Here is a 17,012-nt window from a genome sequence, read left to right as displayed (position 1 = left end):
GAACGGACGCTTCCTTTGTACTCACCCGAACTTCTCGGGCTTTCCTCCGGGCGCTTCCCTTCGGTCTTGCGTTTCCGACTCTATCAGATCTTTTCTCGATCCGATTTCCTCGGTGCTTTCCAGGTTCCCGCTTTTGTTTCGCGGTTTCCCTTTCCGGCGGTTCCGACTCTATCAGATCCTTTCGGGCCTGATTCCCAGTCAGAGTGGGCTTGTCTTCCCGGCTGTTGGGCCGTTCCGACGTCTCAAACCTTAGCGGATCCGTTCGGCAGTTCCTAATCGGGCTGCCGACCCCTATTCGAATTGAATTCGGGCACGCCCAAATACAACCCCGTCGGGAGATCCTGCTGTGGTTTGTGTGCCGCTGCTGCGGCGGAGGCGCTGCGAAGAACCGTTACGGCTCCGTGGCAACCCGAAGAACTCTACTGACCCTGCCAGGCAGTGTCAAGCACCCCCTGTCAAGATCTTTTCCTGCTGGTCAGTCGAGGTCGCTGAGCCTGCCGCCGGCGTCAGGCTGGGCGTGTTCCACCCGGCGCAGCAGCCTGGTCAGGACCTCGCCGAGGGCGGTGCGCTCGTCGGCGGTGAGGTCCTGGAGGAGGTCCTCCTCGAAGACCGTCGCCATCCGCATCGCCTGCAGCCACTTCTCGCGGCCCTCGCTCGTCAGCTCCACGATCACGCGCACCCGGTTGGTCTCGTCCCTCTCCCGGGTCACCAGTCCCTCACCGACCATGCGGTCGATCCGGTGGGTCATCGCGGCCGGCGTCAGGCCGAGGCGCTTGGCCAGGTCGCTGGGGCCCAGGCGATAGGGGGCGCCGGAGAGGACGAGGGCCTTGAGGACCTCCCACTCGGCGTTGCTGATGCCGAGGTCGGCGGTCTGGCGGCCGTACGCGACGTTCATGCGGCGGTTGAGGCGGGAGAGCGCCGAGACGATCTTCTCGACCTGCGGGTCGAGGTCCTGGAACTCGCGCTGATAGGCGGCGATCTGCTCTTCCAGGGTCGGCTCGCCGCCGAGGCCGGTGCCGGTCGTGCCGGGGGTGTCGCCCATGGGCGCAAGTATCGCACGCGGTCCATTCGCATTGAAGTGCTTCGAGGTGTACTGTTCAACCTCGAACTTTAGCTTTGAAGTCTTCGGTGCTAAGTCCTGAGGACGTAGAAGCATCACATCGAGGGCCGCGCGCCGGGCGTGCGTCGGCGCCGTCTGAGAGAGGTGAACGTGACCAGGGCGATGGGCGCAGCGATGCGCCGGATCCACGTGGGCAACGCGCTCAGCGCGTTCGGGCTGGGCTTCACGGTCCCCTACCTGTACGTCTATGTGGCGCAGGTGCGGGATCTGGGGTCCATGACGGCGGGGCTCGTCCTCGCCGTCTTCGCCGTGGCCGCGCTGATCGTGCTGCCGTTCGCCGGCCGCGCGATCGTGTGGCGCGGTCCGCTGCCGGTCCTGCTCGCCGCCCTGGTCACCGCCGCCGTCGGCTCGCTGGGCCTGGGGCTCGCCGGGAACGCCGCCGCCGTCCTGACGGCCGCGGCCGGTCTCGGCGCCGGACAGGCCGTGATGCAGCCGGCGCTGGCGACGATGATCGTGGACAGCTCGACGTCGGAGACCCGCTCGCGGGCGTTCGCCACGCAGTTCTTCCTTCAGAACCTGGGGCTCGGCGTGGGCGGGCTGATCGGCGGGCACCTCGTCGACGCCACGCGCGTGTCCTCCTTCACCCTGCTGTTCGCCATCGAGGCGGCGATGTTCCTGCTGCTGGCCGTGGTGATGTCCACGGTGCGGCTGCCGCACGCCCCGCGTGTGGGGGACGTCCGGCGGTCCGCTCGGGGCAGCTGGAAGCAGATGCTGCACAACCGGGCCATGGTGCAGCTGTGCGTGCTCGGGTTCGTGCTCTTCTTCGCCTGTTACGGACAGTTCGAGTCGGGGCTGAGCGCGTACGGGGTCGAGGCCGCCGGGATCTCGACGTCCGCCCTCGGGACCGCGCTGGCCGCCAACACGGCGATGATCGTGGTCGCGCAGTTCGCGGTGCTGAAGTTCGTCGAGCGGCAGAAGCGGTCGCGGGTGATCGCGGCGGTCGGGCTGATCTGGGCGGTGGCCTGGGTCGTGGCCGGTTACGCCGGGCTCGGACACGGCAGCCGGACGATGGCGACGGCCGCGTTCGTGTCCACGTACGCCCTGTTCGGGCTGGGTGAGGCGATGCTGTCGCCGACCGTCGCCCCGCTGGTGGCGGATCTCGCGCCGGACGGTCTGGCAGGTCAGTACAACTCGGCGTTCGCCCTGGTGAAGCAGCTCGCGCTGGCCGTCGGTCCGGCGGTGGGCGGGCCGTTGGCGGCTTCCCTGGCCGCCCCGTACATCGTGACGTTCCTGCTGTTCTCGCTCGGGATCACCTACCTGGCGCTGCGGCTGGGGCGGCGGCTCACCGCCGTCCAGGATCAGCCGTGGCTGGTGCGGAACCGGGTCGTGGCCCGGGGCGGGACCCCCGTGGAGCCGGTGGCGGCCGAGGTCTGAGGTCCAGGGCCCGCGGTCTGAGGTCTGGCGCCTCCGGGGTCTGGGGGCAGTCCACTGGCCCCCGTGGAGAGGCGGCCGTCGTTCTCAGGAACGACGGCCGCCTCTCCGTGCCGTGGGTCAGCGGGTCGCGGTCACGAGGGTCGAGGTGAAGGGGAACGTCGTCGTCGATGCGGGGAGGTGGGCGCGGATCGTCGCGGCTGCCCGGTCGAGTGCCTCGTCGCCGCCGTTGTCGATGAGCGAGCGTCCCCAGGGGATGGCGGAGAGATGGCCGGCGACGTACTCCTCCAGGGGCGGGAGGTCGATGGCGAAGGTGAGGTCGCGGCGGGTCGTGGAGTGGAAGCCGGCACGGTCGAGGGCGGCGGTCAGGCGGTCGGCGGCGTCGAAGGCGGCCCGGAAGGTCGCGGCCGCGTCGGGGCCGTCGAACTGTTCGAGGGCGCGGAGCTGGGCGAGGAAGTACGGGGAGTCGTCGAGGCGGGCCCAGAGGGTGGCGGCGAAGCGGCCTCCGGGGCGGGTCACGCGGGCGGTCTCCGCCATGGCCGCGTCGAGGTCGGGGAAGAACTGGACGCCCTGCTGGCAGAGGACGGCGTCGAAGGCGGCGTCGGGGTAGGGGAGGTCGTCGGCGGGGGCGGGGGTGAACTCGATGTCCGGGTAGAGGCGTGGGTGGCATGCCTCGGCGATCTTGAGCATGCCCTCGTTGAGGTCCGTGCCGGCGACCCGGCCGGCGGGGCCGGCCTGTGCGGCGGCGGCGCGTGCCGCGAAGCCCGTGCCGCAGGCGAGGTCGAGGACGGTGGCGCCGGGACAGAGGTCCACGGAGTCCACGAGTGCGGTGACGAAGGGCGCCATGAGGGGCGCGACGTAGTGTTCGTAGCGCTCGGGAGCGCTTCCCTTGAGGTCAAAGCCCGTTGCGTCTGCCATGGGGAGCTACTAGCACCGGGGGGCGGGTTCGCCTAGGTGCCGCGCGCGGGGGAATGGACGTTCGGGGCTGTTCCCGGCCCTTTTTCGCTCCCCTCGGACCGGTCGCTGTCCGGTCCGGCCGGCCGTGCCCGGCCTGGCGGTCGGCGGGCGGTCTCAGTCGGCCGGTTTCGGCAGGACGAATTCGCACCACACGGCCTTTCCGCCGCCCGGGGTGCTTCTGCTGCCCCAGTTCGAGGCGATCGTGGCGACGATGGCGATGCCCCGGCCGGACTCGTCGCCCGGTTCCGCCCGGCGGCGGCGCGGGAGGTGGTCGTCGCCGTCGGTGACCTCGATGATCAGGCGGCGGTCGGTGCGGCGCAGGCGCAGCCGCATCGGCGGGACGCCGTGCTGGAGCGAGTTGGCGACGAGTTCACTGGCGGCGAGGACGCCGAGGTCGTGCAGGTCGGCCGGGAAGCGCCAGCTGGTCAGGACGCCGGAGGCGAAGGCACGCGCGCGGGGGGCGGCTTCCACCCCGCCGAGGAGGTCGAGGGCCGCGTTGCGGAACAGCTCGCCGTCGGGGCCGGTGCGGGCCGGGTGCTGCAGGACGAGGACGGCGACGTCGTCGTCGTGGTCGGCGGTGACGCCGGCCGAGCGGACCAGGCGGTCGCAGACGACCTGGGGGGTGCCGGTCGCGCCGGCCAGGGCGCGTTCGAGGGCGGCGATGCCCTCGTCGAGGTCCTCGTTCCGGCGCTCGACGAGGCCGTCGGTGTAGAGGACGGCCGTCGAGCCGGGACCGAGGGGGATCGAGCCGGAGGCGTGCATCCAGCCGCCGGTGCCGAGCGGGGGGCCGGTGGGCTCATCGGCGCGCAGGACGGTGCCGTTGTCGTCGCGGACGAGGATGGGCAGGTGGCCCGCGGACGCGTACACCAGGCGGCCCTCGTTGGGGTCGTGGATGGCGTACACGCAGGTGGCGATCTGGTTGGCGTCGATCTCCGTGGCGAGGCCGTCGAGGAGCTGGAGGACCTCGTGCGGGGGCAGGTCGAGGCGGGCGTAGGCCCGTACGGCCGTGCGGAGCTGGCCCATGACGGCGGCGGCGCGGACGCCTCGTCCCATGACGTCGCCGATGACGAGGGCGGTGCGGCCGCCGCCCAGGGTGATGACGTCGTACCAGTCGCCGCCGACGGCGGCCTCGGTGCCGCCGGGCTGGTAGGTGGCGGCGATGCGCAGGTCGTCGGGCTCCTCGAGCTCCTGGGGCAGCAGGGAGCGCTGGAGGGTGACGGCGGTCTCGCGTTGGCGTCGTTCGCTGGTTCTGAGGCGTTCGGCGGCCTCGGCGTGGTCGGTGACGTCGGTGGCGAAGATCAGGACGGCGCCCTTGCCGTTGTCCTCGGCGGCCGGGGTGCAGGTGAACGTGTAGTGGCGGCCGTCGGGGGCCTTGCGGGACTTCAGGGTGCGGGGCCTGCCGCTGCGCAGGGCCTGGTCGAGGAGGGGCAGCAGGCCGAGGTCGCGGAGTTCGGGGAGGGCGTCGGCGGCGGGCTCGCCGCAGGGGCGGGCGCCGAAGGCCGCGGTGTAGGCGTCGTTGACGTAGGCGAGGCGGTGGTCGGGGCCGTGGACGAGCGCGACGAGGGCCGGGACGCGGTCGAGGACCTCACGGACGGGGAGTTCGTCGACGGCGGGCACCGGGGGCGGTTCGTCGCCGAGTCGTTCGGCGCGGGCCGCCGGCACGGAGCCCTCGCTCCGCCGGTCCGTGGTGGTGACCGGGTGCTCGGCTCGCGCTGCGGCGCGGCGCTGCGTTCCGGGGAGCCGGGCGCTCCAGCGCGTGAAGTTCACGGATCCTTGCCTCGTGTAGTCGTCGTCGGCCGGCTCCGGGCCCGGCCTGGGCTCCGGGGGCCGCGCGGCGGTGGCCGCACATTGTTGCAGCACCCGGGGTGTGGGGCACGTGGGGACGGCTCGGTGGGTCTGGCGGGGACGGGTGGTGGTCCGCCCCGGCTCGGGAGGGGGCTCGGGAGGGGCTGTGAGCAGGGAGCAGTCTGGCAGGGTGGCCGCCGTCCGGGCCGACATTCGTCAGACGTGGGAGCGGCCGGTGGAGTTCCTGGATCGGGTCAGGACGACCCCTTCGGGTCGCCGGAAGACTCGTCAGAAGGCTTTCCACCGGCAGCGAGTTCGAACTCCGCGCGAGGATGTTCGAGTGATCCCAGGGAGACGATCTCCCGTTTGAAGAGGCCGGAGAGGGTCCATTCGGCGAGCACGCGCGCCTTGCGGTTGAAGGTGGGCACGCGGCTGAGGTGGTAGGCGCGGTGCATGAACCAGGCGGGGTAGCCCTTGAGCTTGCGTCCGTAGACGTGGGCGACGCCCTTGTGCAGGCCGAGCGAGGCGACCGAGCCGGCGTACTTGTGGGAGTACGTCTGCAGGGGTTCGCCGCGCAGGGAGCGGACGATGTTGTCGGCGAGCACCTTGGCCTGGCGGACGGCGTGCTGGGCGTTGGGGGCGGTCTGGCTGCCGGGTTCGGCGGCCGTGACGTCGGGGACGGCCGCCGCGTCTCCGGCCGCCCACGCGTGCGTGACGCCGTCGACGGTCAGCTCGGGGGTGCATTTCAGCCGGCCTCGTCCGGTGAGCGGGAGGTCGGTGGCGGCGAGCAGCGGGTGGGGTTTGACGCCGGCGGTCCACACGACCGTGCGGGTCGGGAAGCGGGCGCCGTCGCTGAGGACGGCGACGCGGTCGGCGCAGGACTCCAGGCGGGTGTTCAGGCGGACGTCGATGTTGCGGCGGCGCAGCTCGCTGACGGTGTAGCGGCCCAGGTCGGGGCCGACCTCGGGCAGGATCCGGTCGGAGGCCTCGACGAGGATCCACTTCAGGTCGTCGGCCTGGATGTTGTGGTAGTAGCGGGTGGTGTAGCGGGCCATGTCCTCCAGCTCGCCGAGGGCCTCCACGCCCGCGTAGCCGCCGCCGACGAAGACGAAGGTGAGGGCGGCGTCGCGGATGGCGGGGTCGCGGGTGGAGGAGGCGATGTCCATCTGCTCGATGACGTGGTTGCGCAGTCCGATGGCCTCTTCGACGGTCTTGAAGCCGATGGCGAAGTCGGCGAGGCCCGGGACGGGCAGGGTGCGGGAGATCGAGCCGGGCGCGAGGACGAGTTCGTCGTACGTGAGCTGCCGGGGGCCGGTGCCCTCCTCCTCGGTGGCGAGGGTGGTGAGGGTGGCGGTGCGTTTTGCGTGGTCGACGGCGGAGACCTCGCCGACCACGATCCGGCAGTGGGGCAGGACGCGGCGCAGTGGCACGACGACGTGCCGGGGGGAGATGTTCCCCGCGGCCGCCTCGGGCAGGAAGGGCTGGTAGGTCATGTACGGGTCGGGAGAGACGACGGTGATCTCGGCCTCGCCCCGGCCGAGTTCCTGTCTGAGCTGCCGCTGGAGCCGCAGCGCCGTGTACATCCCGACGTAGCCGCCGCCGACAACGAGAATGCGCGCACGTTCCTTCACCATCCCATGACGCACCGGGCGACGGAGTTTGTCCACAGCCTCGACAATTTGTGTGACCGCGAGTCGCGGGGGACCGGTGTTGGCCGAAACTCCGGAACGAGGGGCGTTTTAGCAGATCAGAGGGCGTGCGCCGGGGTGCGGGAAGGGGCGCAATCGGGACGTATGCGACCCGTACTCCGATCGGGGGGCGCTCCGTGCGGAACGTGCCCCTTCTGAATTGACTCCCACTCAACTATGTTCGTGTGTCGACGGGGTGTCAGGGGGAAGCGCTCCGCGGGTCTGCGACGGGCGGGTCCACGGAGACCGTCCCCTGTGCTGTACGCCCCGGCTTTCGATTGCGGGGAGAGTCTCCGGGGGGAGACGTCATTACCGGGGGATCAATCATGACGGTTCAGAACTCGCATTGGTCGACAGCGTCGGCCCTCGCACCGAGTGGCGCGATCGGCGCCGCGGTGGGCGGCGCACGAGGAGACAGCGCGCGGACGGCACCGCTGCGCGTGGACGCACAGCGCAATCTGGAGCACGTGCTGCGAGCGGCACGTGAGGTGTTCGGCGAGCTGGGTTACGGCGCGCCGATGGAGGACGTGGCGCGGCGCGCGCGGGTCGGCGTCGGCACCGTGTACCGGCGCTTCCCGAGCAAGGACGTCCTGGTGCGCCGGATAGCCGAGGAGGAGACCTCCCGGCTGACCGACCAGGCGCGGGCGGCGCTGGGCCAGGAGGACGAGCCGTGGTCGGCGCTGTCGCGCTTCCTGCGCACGTCCGTGGCGTCCGGCGCCGGGCGGCTGCTGCCGCCGCAGGTGCTGCGCGTCGGGGTCGCCGAGGACGACGCCGAGGCGGCGCGGACGGACGAGGCGAGGGTGCCGCAGCAGCGGACCCAGCCGGGCGGCGGCGAACTGCGGCTCGTCCCGGAAGAGGGCGCCACGGCCGCCGTCGACGACGCGGGGGCCGCTGCGCTGCTCGACGTCGTGGGCCGGCTCGTGGAGCGGGCGCGGGAGGCGGGCGAGCTGCGCGCCGACGTGTCGGTGTCCGACGTGCTGTTGGTCATCGCGACGGCGGCGCCCTCGCTGCCCGATCCGGCGCAGCAGGCGGCGGCTTCGGCCCGGCTGCTGGACATCCTGCTGGAGGGCCTGCGCTCACGGTCCTCCTGACCGGAGCCGCCACGGCCCTCCTGACCCGAGCCGCCCAGGAACGCGTCCTGAGGGGCGCGTTCCGTGCGGGCGCACCTCGTGAGGGCGCGTCTCACAGGGGTGGGTCTCGTACGGGTGGGTCTCTTGAGGGTGAGTGGGGGTGTGGGGCCGTGGGGCTCTCGTCCCCGCTCTGCCGCGTCGGACATAGGCGGCGTGGCGGCTATCGTCGCCAACTCCGCCCAGCGGAACGGAGGTTGATGCTCACTCGATGAGGTGAGCATGGGTACTGGCTTGCGAGCGCTCCCCACGGACGAGTGGACGGCCCGTCGCACGGGGTCCTGGACAAAAGCCAATATGGCACTCTGACCCGGTGGTCGGGACTGGTGGGGCAGGCGGGGGCTTTCCGCGATGAGCGTTGACGGTCGGGACGAACAGGTGCCGAGCCAGGGCGGCCGCGCCCGAGGTCCGGCCGGCGAGCCGGTCGCCCCTTGGCCGGGCGGGCCGCCGCACGAGACCGTTCCGGCACAGCGCGAAGGCCGACGCGGGAGCCGGGCAGACGACTGGGCCGAAATCCGGGGCGAAAGCCGGGGTGAGAGCCCGGGCGACGGCATCCTGCCGCCGTCGCGCGAGGTGCCGCCCGCGGACACCGAGCTGATCGGCCGGATGCGCTCGGGCGACGACACGGCGTACGAGGAGCTGTACCGGCGCCACGCCGACGCCGTGCGCCGCTACGCCCGCACCTGCTGCCGGGACGCGCACACCGCCGACGATCTCACCGCCGAGGTGTTCGCCCGCATGCTTCAGGCGGTGCGCGGCGGCGCCGGCCCCGAGTACGCCGTCCGCGCCTACCTCCTCACCTGCGTGCGGCGGGTGGCCGCCGACTGGACCCGGTCGGCGAAACGGGAACAGCTGGTCGACGACTTCGCGGTGTTCGCCGCGCAGTCCGCCCGCTCCTCGGACACCGCCGACGACACCGCGTCCTCCGGATCCTTCGGGGCGGGGCTTGAGCTGGGCGCCGACGTACGCGCGATGCACGAGGCCGAGCAGTCGATGGCCATGCAGGCCTTCCGCTCGCTGCCCGAGCGCTGGCAGGCGGTCCTGTGGCACACCGAGGTCGAGGACGAGTCGCCCAGCGAGGTCGCCATGCTCTTCGGCCTCGACGCCAACGGCACACGCGTGCTGGCCAGCCGGGCTCGCGAGGGTCTCAAGCAGGCCTACCTCCAGGCACACGTCAGCGCCGCCCTCACCGGCGACGAGGACTGCGCCCGCTACGCCGACCAGCTCGGCACCTACGCCCGTCGCCGGCTGCGCACCCGTGCCGAACGGGGGCTGCGCAAGCATCTGGAGGAGTGCGCCAAGTGCCGGCTGGCCGCCCTGCAGATCGAGGAGGTGGCCGGCAGCATCCCGGCCGTCGTGCCGGTCGCGGTCATCGGCTGGTTCGGCGCCGCCGGGTACGCCAAGGCGCTCGCGCTCCTCGCGGGCGGCACGGGAGCGGGCGCCGCGGGTGCGGCCGCCGCGGCGAGCGGTTCCTCCGGCGGGACCGGCGCCGGGAGCGGTGCGGCGGCCTCGGAAGGGCTGGGCGCGCCGCTGAAGGCCGGCATCGCGGCCGGGGTGGTCGCGGTGGCGGCGGCCGCGGTCGCCCTGGCGCTGGTCGGCCACGACCGGCCCGCCGCGCCGCCCGTGGCGAGACCCTCGGCCTCCGCACCGGCGCCGGTCGCGCGGCCCGAGGAGCCGACGCCCACGCCCACACCCCCGCCGGCCGCGGAACCCGGACCACGGCCCCCGGAGATCATGCCCGTGGCGGCGCCCACGACCCCGGCTCCCGCACCCCGCCCGACTCCCCCGCCCACGCCGCCTGCCACGCCCCCAGGCCCCCCGCCCACGGCTGCTCCGAACCCGACGCCCAAGCCCGCCCCGACGCCCACGCCCCCTCCGCCGCCCGCGCCGGTCGTCCACCGGCTGGACGAGCTGCCCTTCGACGTCACCGGCGACGGAACCGGGCCCGAGATCCGGCTCCGCGGCAGCAGCTGGGTGTGGCAGCGCTCCGCCGTGTCCATCGCCGGACGGCGCCACGAGCGCGCGGTGACCGTGCACGGCCGGTCCTCCGTCACCGTCGACCTCAACCGCCGGTGCACCTCCTACGATGCGGTCGTCGGCGTGGACGATCTGACGCTGAGGCTCGGCAAGGTCTCCTTCGCCGTCTACGCCGGCGCGAACCGGCTCTGGTCGTCCGAGGTACTCGCCGACGGCGACCCGGCCGTGCCCGTCCATGTGGACCTCGCGGGCCTCACCCGAGTGCGGCTGGTCGTCGAACCCCACGGGCCCTTCGGCTCGGTGGCGCTCGCCGACTGGGCGGATTCCGGCTTCACCTGCTCCTAGCCGCCCGGGACGGCGGCGGGTCCGGGTGGACGCGCACGGCCTGCGTCAGCTCCTCCAGCGCGTCCGCCACCGTCGGGAGCGAGACCCGGGCGCGCTCGGCCGCGTAACGCCGCTCGCCGAGGGCCTCGCGGACCGCGCCCTCGGCCCGCTCGGCCCAGCCGCGCTGCGGGACCGGCCGCGGGTGGGGGCCGCGCAGCCCGTCGGCGGCGGCCAGGAGCCGTGCGGCACGCGTGAAGTCCCCGATCTCCGCCAGGAGGAGCGCCGCGCTGTCCACGATCGAGGAGGTGACCGCCTCGGCGCACTGGTCGGCCACCGCCTGGCCGAGCGTGGCGGCGAGCATCGGCAGACCGCGCTCCGGCGCGGTCTCGGCCACCGTGACGTGCGCGTCCAGAACCCCCACGAACGCCGCGACCTGCGGCGGCGGTGTGTCCTGTGCCATCGCCGTCCGGGTCTCGTCGCACAACGCCCGCGCGCGGCCGACCTCGCCCCGGTCCAGCGCGATGTGGGCGCGCAGCAGCAAGGCCAACGCCCGAGCGTCGACGACCCCGTAGCGGTCGGCGGCGTCGTTCGCCTCGTCCAGCGCGGCCGTGGCCCCGTCGAGGTCTCCCGAGCGGTAGGCGATCTCCGCGAGCCGCACGATGAGGAACGGCGACTCGGCGTACGCCCCGACCTCGTGGGCGAGCCGCAGCGCCTCGCGGAACTCCCGCTCCGCGTCCCCGAAGCGCCCGCGCGTCAGGTCGGCCTCGCCCGCCAACCCGCACACCTGGGCCCGCATCCAGCGGTCTCCGACACGGCGGCTGATCGCCCGCAGCTCCTCCACTTCGTCGTCCAGGCCGTCCAGCCCGCCGGGCGAGTCGACGACCATGTGCGTGCGGAACAGCAGGGTGCAGCCGAGTTCCCAGTCACCGCCGTGCTCGCGGCAGTTGTCGAGGGCCGCGTCGAGCATCCTGCGGACGTCCACCGTGTCGCGCGCGGGAAACGCCGTCAGCGGCCAGATGAGGCCGGGCATCCTGGCCGACTGCGGGCCTCCGGGCTCGTAGGCGGCCCGCAGCCGGGCCAGGTACTCCTGACGGCGCTCGTTCACCGTCCGGTCCGACGGCTCGGATTCCGACAGCAGGAACATGTGCTGCATCCGCAGGTTCATCCGCAGCCGGCCCGCACGGCGCCGGTCGTCCTCGGGGCTCTGTCCGTCGAGGAAGTCGGCGACGGGGTCGACGGCGGCCATCCGGGCGTCCAGGTCGGCGGGGACCGACTCGTTCCCGGAGCGCCGTTCGGCGTCCAGCACCGCGCCGAGGCGCAGGGCGCGGTCGGTCCACTCGGCGCCCTCCCGACGGTGGTTGCGCAGCCACCAGAACCACCCCGCGCCGAGACAGACGGCCGCCGCCTCCTCCTCGTCGCCCGCCGTGATCGCGCGGTGCAGGCCCGTGCGGATGTTGTCCAGCTCCGACTCCAGGCGGGCGATCCAGGGGAGCTGCTCGGCGGAGCGCAGCAGCGGGTCGGCCCGCTCGACGAGGGCGCGCACCCACCCGCGATGCCGCCGCTCGGCCGCCGCCCGGCACCCCGGAAGCTCGGCGGCGCGTTCGACGGCGTACTCGTGGATAGTCTCCAGCATGCGGTAGCGCATGCCGACGCCGCCGGACCCCTCGCAAGGGGCCGCCACGATCAGGGACTTGTCGACGAGCGCGCCCAGGCCGTCGGCGACCGGACCGGTGCACACGGCTTCGGCCGCCTCCAGGTCCCAGCCGCCCGCGAACACGGACAGCTCGCGCAGCAGCATGCGCTCGGGTTCGTCGAGCAGGTCCCACGACCAGTCGACGACGGCCCGCAGGGTCTGCTGGCGGGGCAGGACCGTGCGGCTGCCGGAGGTGAGGAGGCGGAAGCGGTCGTCGAGGCGGTCGGCGATCTGGCGCGGGGTGAGCAGCCGCAGCCGGGCCGCGGCCAACTCGATGGCCAGCGGCAGCCCGTCCAGCCGCCGGCAGATCTCCGCGACCGCCTCCTCGTCCCGCGGTGCGGCGGCCGTGCCGGGGCGGACGGCGGCCGCGCGCTCGGTGAAGAGCCGGTGCGCCTGGTCGGGGAGGAGGGGGTCGACCGGGCGCACCGACTCGCCGGGCACGCCCAGAGGTTCACGGCTGGTGGCGAGGATCGTGAGCCCGGGGCAGCGGGTGAGGAGCGTCTCGGCGAGGGCGGCTGCCGCGCCGATGACATGTTCGCAGTTGTCAAGGATCAGGAGCCGGCTGCGCGCTGCGCAGTGCTCGACGAGCAGGGCGACGGGATCGTCCTGCGAGGCCGACAGTTCGGTGGTCAGCAGTGCGGTCTCGCGCAGACCGAGGGCACTGACCACCGCGTCGGGCACCGCCTCCGGCCGGTCGAGCGGCGCCAGCTCGACCAGCCACGCCTGCGGCAGCCCGGCGGCGGCTTCCTCGGCGAGACGGGTCTTCCCGGAGCCCCCCGGTCCGGTGAGCGTGACCAGTCGGGCCCTGTGCAATTCGGAACGGATGGCGTCGAGTTCTGGTTCCCGGCCCACGAAAGAGGTAAGGCGCGGACGGATGTTGCCGGTGCGTTCGGGCCGCCGCGCCGGCGCGAGGGGATCGGACGGGCGGATCGCCGCCGGGCTGCCGGAGGAGAAGCGGCCCGCGTCGCCGTCGGGCACGGGATCGCGGCGGAGATGTTCCGGGCGTACCTCTCCCGTGAGGGGACTCGCCGGGGGGGGCTCTTGCTGGCCGGCACCTCGCGCGAGGGGACTCACGGGGTCGACGCCCTCCGCGTGGGGCTCCTCCGGGCGGCGGTTTTCCGGGCGGCGGTCCTCCGGGGGCGTCGGCGTCGGGCCGATCGGCCCTGGGCCCTTCGGTGCCCGGCCCCCGTCTTCCAGCCCCCTCGCTTCCAGACTCCTCGCTTCCAGACTCCCGTCTTCCAGACCCCTCGCTTCCAAACTGCCGTCTTCCAGACCCCTCGCTTCCGGGTCCCCCGGTTTCGGGGCCGTGTGTGTCAGGAGCTCGGCGTGCAGGGCCCTCAGCCGGGGGCCGGGGTCGGCGCCGAGGCCGTCGGCGAGGGTGCGGCGGGCGGACTCGTACACGGCGAGGGCGTCGGCGTCGCGGCCGGTGTCGCGCAGGGCGCGGATGAGCAGCGCGTGCAGCGGCTCGTCGTAGGGGTGCGCGGCGGTCAGTTCCGTCAGGCGCGGGACGGCTTCGCGCGCCCGTCCGAGGAGCAGGTCGGCCTCGACGCGGACCCGGACCGCCTCCAGGTGCAGCGCCTCGGGGCGTACGGCCGCGGTGCGGTCGGGAAGGTCGACGAGGGCGGGCCCGCGCCACAGGGCGAGCGCGTCGTCCAGGGTGCGCGCGGCGGCCTGGGCGTCATGGTGCCGCAGCGCCTCGACGCCACGGCGTACGAGGCGTTCGAAGACGAAGAGATCGACGTCGTCCTCGGTCGCGGCGAGCCGGTAGCCGCCGGGCGCGGAGACGACGGCGTCCCTGCCGACGGCGCGGCGCAGCCGGCCGACGAGGGCCTGGAGGGCGGCGGGGGCGTCCTGGGGCCGGGTCTCGGCCCAGACCTCGTCGATCAGGGTCTCCGGGGCCGTGAGCCGCCCGGGGCGCAGGGCCAGGGCCGTGAGCAGGGCCCGCAGCCGGGGGCCGGGAAGGGATACGGCACTGCCCTGGTCGTCCTCTGTCTGGGTGACGCCCAGGATTCTGTACCGCACCGGATCATTGTCGCCCGGCGGCGGACGGGGGGCACGGGATTTCGGCGTCGGGCCCCGACCGCCGCGGCCGCCGAGGACGTGCCCGTACGCGCGCGTCGTGTTCCTGTGCTCCCTTCCGCCGGCCTCCGCCCGCTCACACACCCGTGCCCTCACGCGCGCGTGCGGCGCACGGGCCGACCGTCAGGGCCCCTGCCCCGCCACACACACCGCGTGAAGCCGGCGCCTCACCCCCGGTGTCTCACCCCCCGGAGGAGACCGCCCGGCGTTGCGGGGCGATGCCTGCCGGTACCGCGCGGGCGCGTGCCGGGGTGCCGGTCCAGCAGGTGCCTCTGCGGGACAGGAGGCGGCGCAGCCAGAGTTCGAGGGAGACGAGGTCGGCGAGTCCGTCCAGGGGGAGGGGTTCGCCCGAGGCGGCGGCCCGCAGGGCCTTGCGGACCACTCTTGCCTCGACGAGGCCGGCCTCGGCCAGGAGCGGGGCCTCGAACAGGCTGAGGAGGGGGTCCATGGCCATGCGCAGTCCGGCACGGGCCGCCGCGGTGGCGGAGGCCTGGGAGGGCGCGCCCCAGCCGTGCGGGAGGTCGGTGACGCCGGCGCCCTTGAGGACGGTGCGCAGGATTGCGGCGCGCGCCCCGGGTTGCACGCGGAGGGTCTCCGGGAGGGCGCGGCAGGCCCGTACGACCTGGTTGTCGAGGAAGGGGGCGTGCAGGCGCTGGGAGCGGATCTCGGCGGCCTGCTCCAGGACGCGCAGGTCCATGGCGTGCCGGGTGAGGGCCGCACGCGCGCGGTAGTCGCCCGGACGCTGACCGGGGCCCACTCCCGTGCGGAGGGCCGCGCCTTGTAGGCGAACCGATACTTCAGCGAGCGCCTCCCCGGTCAGCCAGCGGGCGGCCGGACCGGCGCCACCCCAGGTCAGCGCGGCCAGCGAGGCGCCGACGGCGCCGGAGGGGTCGTCGAAACTGAAGCTGCGGTGCAGCAGCCGGTCGGCGAGTCCCTCCAAACCGGCGCGGTACGGGGTGCGGGCCAGCCGGCGGGCCGCGCCGTACACGCGCGCGGGGACGAGCACGGAGCCGTCCGCCTTGGTGAGGGCGGCGACCGGGCGCACGAGGTGGCGGCGCTTGCGGTCCATCAACAGGTCCGCCAGGCGGGCCGGGTGGGCGTCCAGGACCTGGCGGGCGCCGTGTCCCGTGAAGTGGTCGGCGCTGCCCGAGGCGAGGCGGGCGCGGTGGCGGGCGGCCGTGACCAGGCTCTGGCCGGGCTCGTCGGTGAGCGGGCCGTCGAGGTCGGCGTAGGGCAGGGTCTCCTCGCCGCCCGCCACGACGACGTGGTGCAGGCGCGGGTTGGCCGCGAGGACGCCGGCGCGTTCCAGTTCGGCCTCGCGTCCGCCCACGGCCAGGTCGTTGAAGGTGACGGCCAGCAGGCGCTCCCCCGCGCCGGTTCCGTGGCCGAGGAGTGTGCCGGGTCTGCCGGGCAGGCCGGCCGCGAGGAGGGCGAGGGTGCCGGAGGCGGGGCCGCCGGAGAGGTCCGCGCCGATGCCGGGAACGGGCATCCCGCGCGCGGCGCGCCGCTCGGCGGGTCCCATGCCGGGGACGGGGCCGGGGTCGATGTCGGGGACGTGCCGGGGCGCGGACAGGCGTGCGCGCACCGCCTCGACGAGCGCGTCGCGTACGGCGTCGACGGCGCGGTCGGGGTCGGCCGGGGGCGCGGCCACGGCGAGGGAGGCGACCGGCTCGTACCCGGCGATCTCGCGCGCCCCGGCGCGCAGGATCAGGGCATGCCCGGGCGGAATGCGGCGCACGCCGTCGTACGGGGTGGAGTCGTGCAGGGCCGCCGGTACGTCGGGAGCGGCGAGCAGGGCCGCGAGGTGGCCGAAGTCGAGGTTGGCCTCGATGAGGTCGGCGAGCGGCAGCGCGGCCGTCGCGTAGGCCGTGCCTCCCGCCCAGGGGGTGTGGAACACCGGGCGCGCGCCCGCGAGATCGCCGCAGACGGTGATGCGCCGGCCGACCTGGACGATCGCGGTGTAGCTGCCCGCCCAGGCCGTCAGGTGCCGAAGTGCGCCTCCGCGCGCGGCGAACAGCCCGATGCGCAGCTGTTCGTCGGTCGCGCCGCAGGTGCCGAGGACGGCGATGCGGGTCTGCGGGTCGACGCCGACCACCCGCACCTCGTCGGGCCGCCAGTCGCCGACCGCCCACAGCGGATCGGGGTCGCCCCACAGGAGTTGGGAGCCCACTGGCTGCAAGGTCTCGCCGTCGTGGCCGACCCGGCCCCCGTAGGACGTGCCGTCGCCCTGGCGGCCGTCGTGGCCGACGGGCCCGCCGAGCGCACCCGCGGCGGCGCTGCTCCACCCCACCAACCACCGCATCGACGCCTCCACGGGCTGTGGACAACCGAGTGCACCGTACGAACGGTTCACCATGCTGCCACGAAGAGCGCGCCACAGAGGGAGGCGGCACCGCTTGTGATCCGGGAAGCGCGCACGTGCGAACACGGCGGCGCGGAACGGTGCGACCGCGCGCACCCCGGTGTCCACGACCTGAATGCGCCCCCGGTACGCTCCCCCAGAACGCCCTGCGCGCCCTCGATTTCCGTGGTGAGAGGCGTAGTCACCCACGGAACGCAGGGTCGCTTTTCGGCCAAATCCCGGGCGTACGTCCGGCGTCGGGAACGCGCCGCGCAGGCTTCGCACACGCTCCGTACACACGCGTATGCCCCGAAGGCCCGCGCCGGCCCGGGAGGCGGAGTCCGCCCCCCGGACCGCTCCGCCGCCCGCGGGGATGAAGGCGGCGGCGTCCCCCAGCCCACTGGATCCAGTACAGCGGGCCGACCCACGCACGGCCCATGGAACCGCCCCGCCGATGGCCGGAGAAGAGCGCACGGCCGGGCGCACGGCCACACGGGCGGGAGCACACCGCGACGGTCCGTACCTGCGCCCGTACTTCCGTACGGACCAC

At 74.0% G+C, this 17,012-nt stretch carries 9 protein-coding genes; 3 read left to right on the top strand and 6 right to left on the bottom strand.

The window, feature by feature from the left end; genetic code table 11:
- Positions 1 to 475: 475 nt before the first annotated feature.
- Positions 476 to 1,042 carry a MarR family winged helix-turn-helix transcriptional regulator gene (locus ACGFSH_RS14075; RefSeq protein WP_393348078.1) on the bottom strand — a complete coding sequence of 189 codons (567 nt, stop codon included), beginning with the start codon at positions 1,040 to 1,042 and terminating at the stop codon, positions 476 to 478.
- A gap of 180 nt (positions 1,043 to 1,222) precedes the next feature.
- Here ACGFSH_RS14075 and ACGFSH_RS14070 point away from each other — a divergent pair, with 180 nt between their 5' ends.
- Positions 1,223 to 2,494 carry an MFS transporter gene (locus ACGFSH_RS14070; RefSeq protein ID WP_393348149.1) on the top strand — a complete coding sequence of 424 codons (1,272 nt, stop codon included), beginning with the start codon at positions 1,223 to 1,225 and terminating at the stop codon, positions 2,492 to 2,494.
- A 117-nt stretch (positions 2,495 to 2,611) separates the two neighbouring features.
- Here ACGFSH_RS14070 and ACGFSH_RS14065 read toward each other — a convergent pair whose 3' ends face one another.
- The 3 genes from ACGFSH_RS14065 to ACGFSH_RS14055 all read right to left on the bottom strand — a co-directional run bounded on the left by ACGFSH_RS14065 (position 2,612) and on the right by ACGFSH_RS14055 (position 6,867).
- The gene (locus ACGFSH_RS14065; protein ID WP_393348076.1) at positions 2,612 to 3,409 is read right to left on the bottom strand and encodes a class I SAM-dependent methyltransferase; all 798 of its coding nucleotides are present in this window, start codon (positions 3,407 to 3,409) and stop codon (positions 2,612 to 2,614) included.
- 153 nt (positions 3,410 to 3,562) lie between these two features.
- On the bottom strand, positions 3,563 to 5,215 hold the full coding sequence (locus tag ACGFSH_RS14060; RefSeq protein WP_393348074.1) for a SpoIIE family protein phosphatase: 1,653 nt from the start codon (positions 5,213 to 5,215) through the stop codon (positions 3,563 to 3,565).
- A 272-nt stretch (positions 5,216 to 5,487) separates the two neighbouring features.
- Positions 5,488 to 6,867 (bottom strand): NAD(P)/FAD-dependent oxidoreductase, encoded by a 1,380-nt coding sequence (locus ACGFSH_RS14055; RefSeq protein ID WP_393348072.1) that lies wholly within the window; start codon positions 6,865 to 6,867, stop codon positions 5,488 to 5,490.
- A gap of 380 nt (positions 6,868 to 7,247) precedes the next feature.
- On the opposite strand from ACGFSH_RS14055, the gene ACGFSH_RS14050 reads away from it, so the two are divergent.
- Complete coding sequence (locus ACGFSH_RS14050; RefSeq protein ID WP_393348070.1) at positions 7,248 to 8,012, top strand: TetR/AcrR family transcriptional regulator; 765 nt, start codon at positions 7,248 to 7,250, stop codon at positions 8,010 to 8,012.
- Between the two features lie 387 nt (positions 8,013 to 8,399).
- Positions 8,400 to 10,370, top strand: coding sequence for a sigma-70 family RNA polymerase sigma factor (locus tag ACGFSH_RS14045; RefSeq protein WP_393348068.1), 1,971 nt, complete (start codon positions 8,400 to 8,402; stop codon positions 10,368 to 10,370).
- Here ACGFSH_RS14045 and ACGFSH_RS14040 read toward each other — a convergent pair.
- Both ACGFSH_RS14040 and ACGFSH_RS14035 read right to left on the bottom strand, forming a co-directional pair.
- Positions 10,357 to 14,064 carry a BTAD domain-containing putative transcriptional regulator gene (locus ACGFSH_RS14040; protein ID WP_393348066.1) on the bottom strand — a complete coding sequence of 1,236 codons (3,708 nt, stop codon included), beginning with the start codon at positions 14,062 to 14,064 and terminating at the stop codon, positions 10,357 to 10,359. The genes ACGFSH_RS14045 and ACGFSH_RS14040 overlap by 14 nt on opposite strands.
- 238 nt (positions 14,065 to 14,302) lie before the next feature.
- Positions 14,303 to 16,423: an asparagine synthase-related protein gene (locus ACGFSH_RS14035; protein ID WP_393348064.1), complete on the bottom strand. Its 2,121-nt coding sequence runs from the start codon at positions 16,421 to 16,423 to the stop codon at positions 14,303 to 14,305.
- Between the last annotated feature and the right edge of the window lie 589 nt (positions 16,424 to 17,012).

The sequence above is a fragment of the Streptomyces sp. NPDC048481 genome (assembly GCF_043200075.1).
Taxonomy (GTDB): Bacteria; Actinomycetota; Actinomycetes; order Streptomycetales; family Streptomycetaceae; genus Streptomyces.
This window is presented reverse-complemented; position numbering and strand designations above follow the sequence as displayed.

What these genes read in the sequence shown, in the direction of transcription:
- ACGFSH_RS14070 (WP_393348149.1), top strand. Translation starts at nt 1,223, where the DNA reads ATGGGCGCAGCGATGCGCCGGATCCACGTGGGCAACGCGCTCAGCGCG.
- ACGFSH_RS14065 (WP_393348076.1), bottom strand. Translation starts at nt 3,409, where the DNA reads ATGGCAGACGCAACGGGCTTTGACCTCAAGGGAAGCGCTCCCGAGCGC.
- ACGFSH_RS14075 (WP_393348078.1), bottom strand. Translation starts at nt 1,042, where the DNA reads ATGGGCGACACCCCCGGCACGACCGGCACCGGCCTCGGCGGCGAGCCG.
- ACGFSH_RS14050 (WP_393348070.1), top strand. Translation starts at nt 7,248, where the DNA reads ATGACGGTTCAGAACTCGCATTGGTCGACAGCGTCGGCCCTCGCACCG.
- ACGFSH_RS14055 (WP_393348072.1), bottom strand. Translation starts at nt 6,867, where the DNA reads ATGGTGAAGGAACGTGCGCGCATTCTCGTTGTCGGCGGCGGCTACGTC.
- ACGFSH_RS14045 (WP_393348068.1), top strand. Translation starts at nt 8,400, where the DNA reads ATGAGCGTTGACGGTCGGGACGAACAGGTGCCGAGCCAGGGCGGCCGC.
- ACGFSH_RS14035 (WP_393348064.1), bottom strand. Translation starts at nt 16,423, where the DNA reads ATGCGGTGGTTGGTGGGGTGGAGCAGCGCCGCCGCGGGTGCGCTCGGC.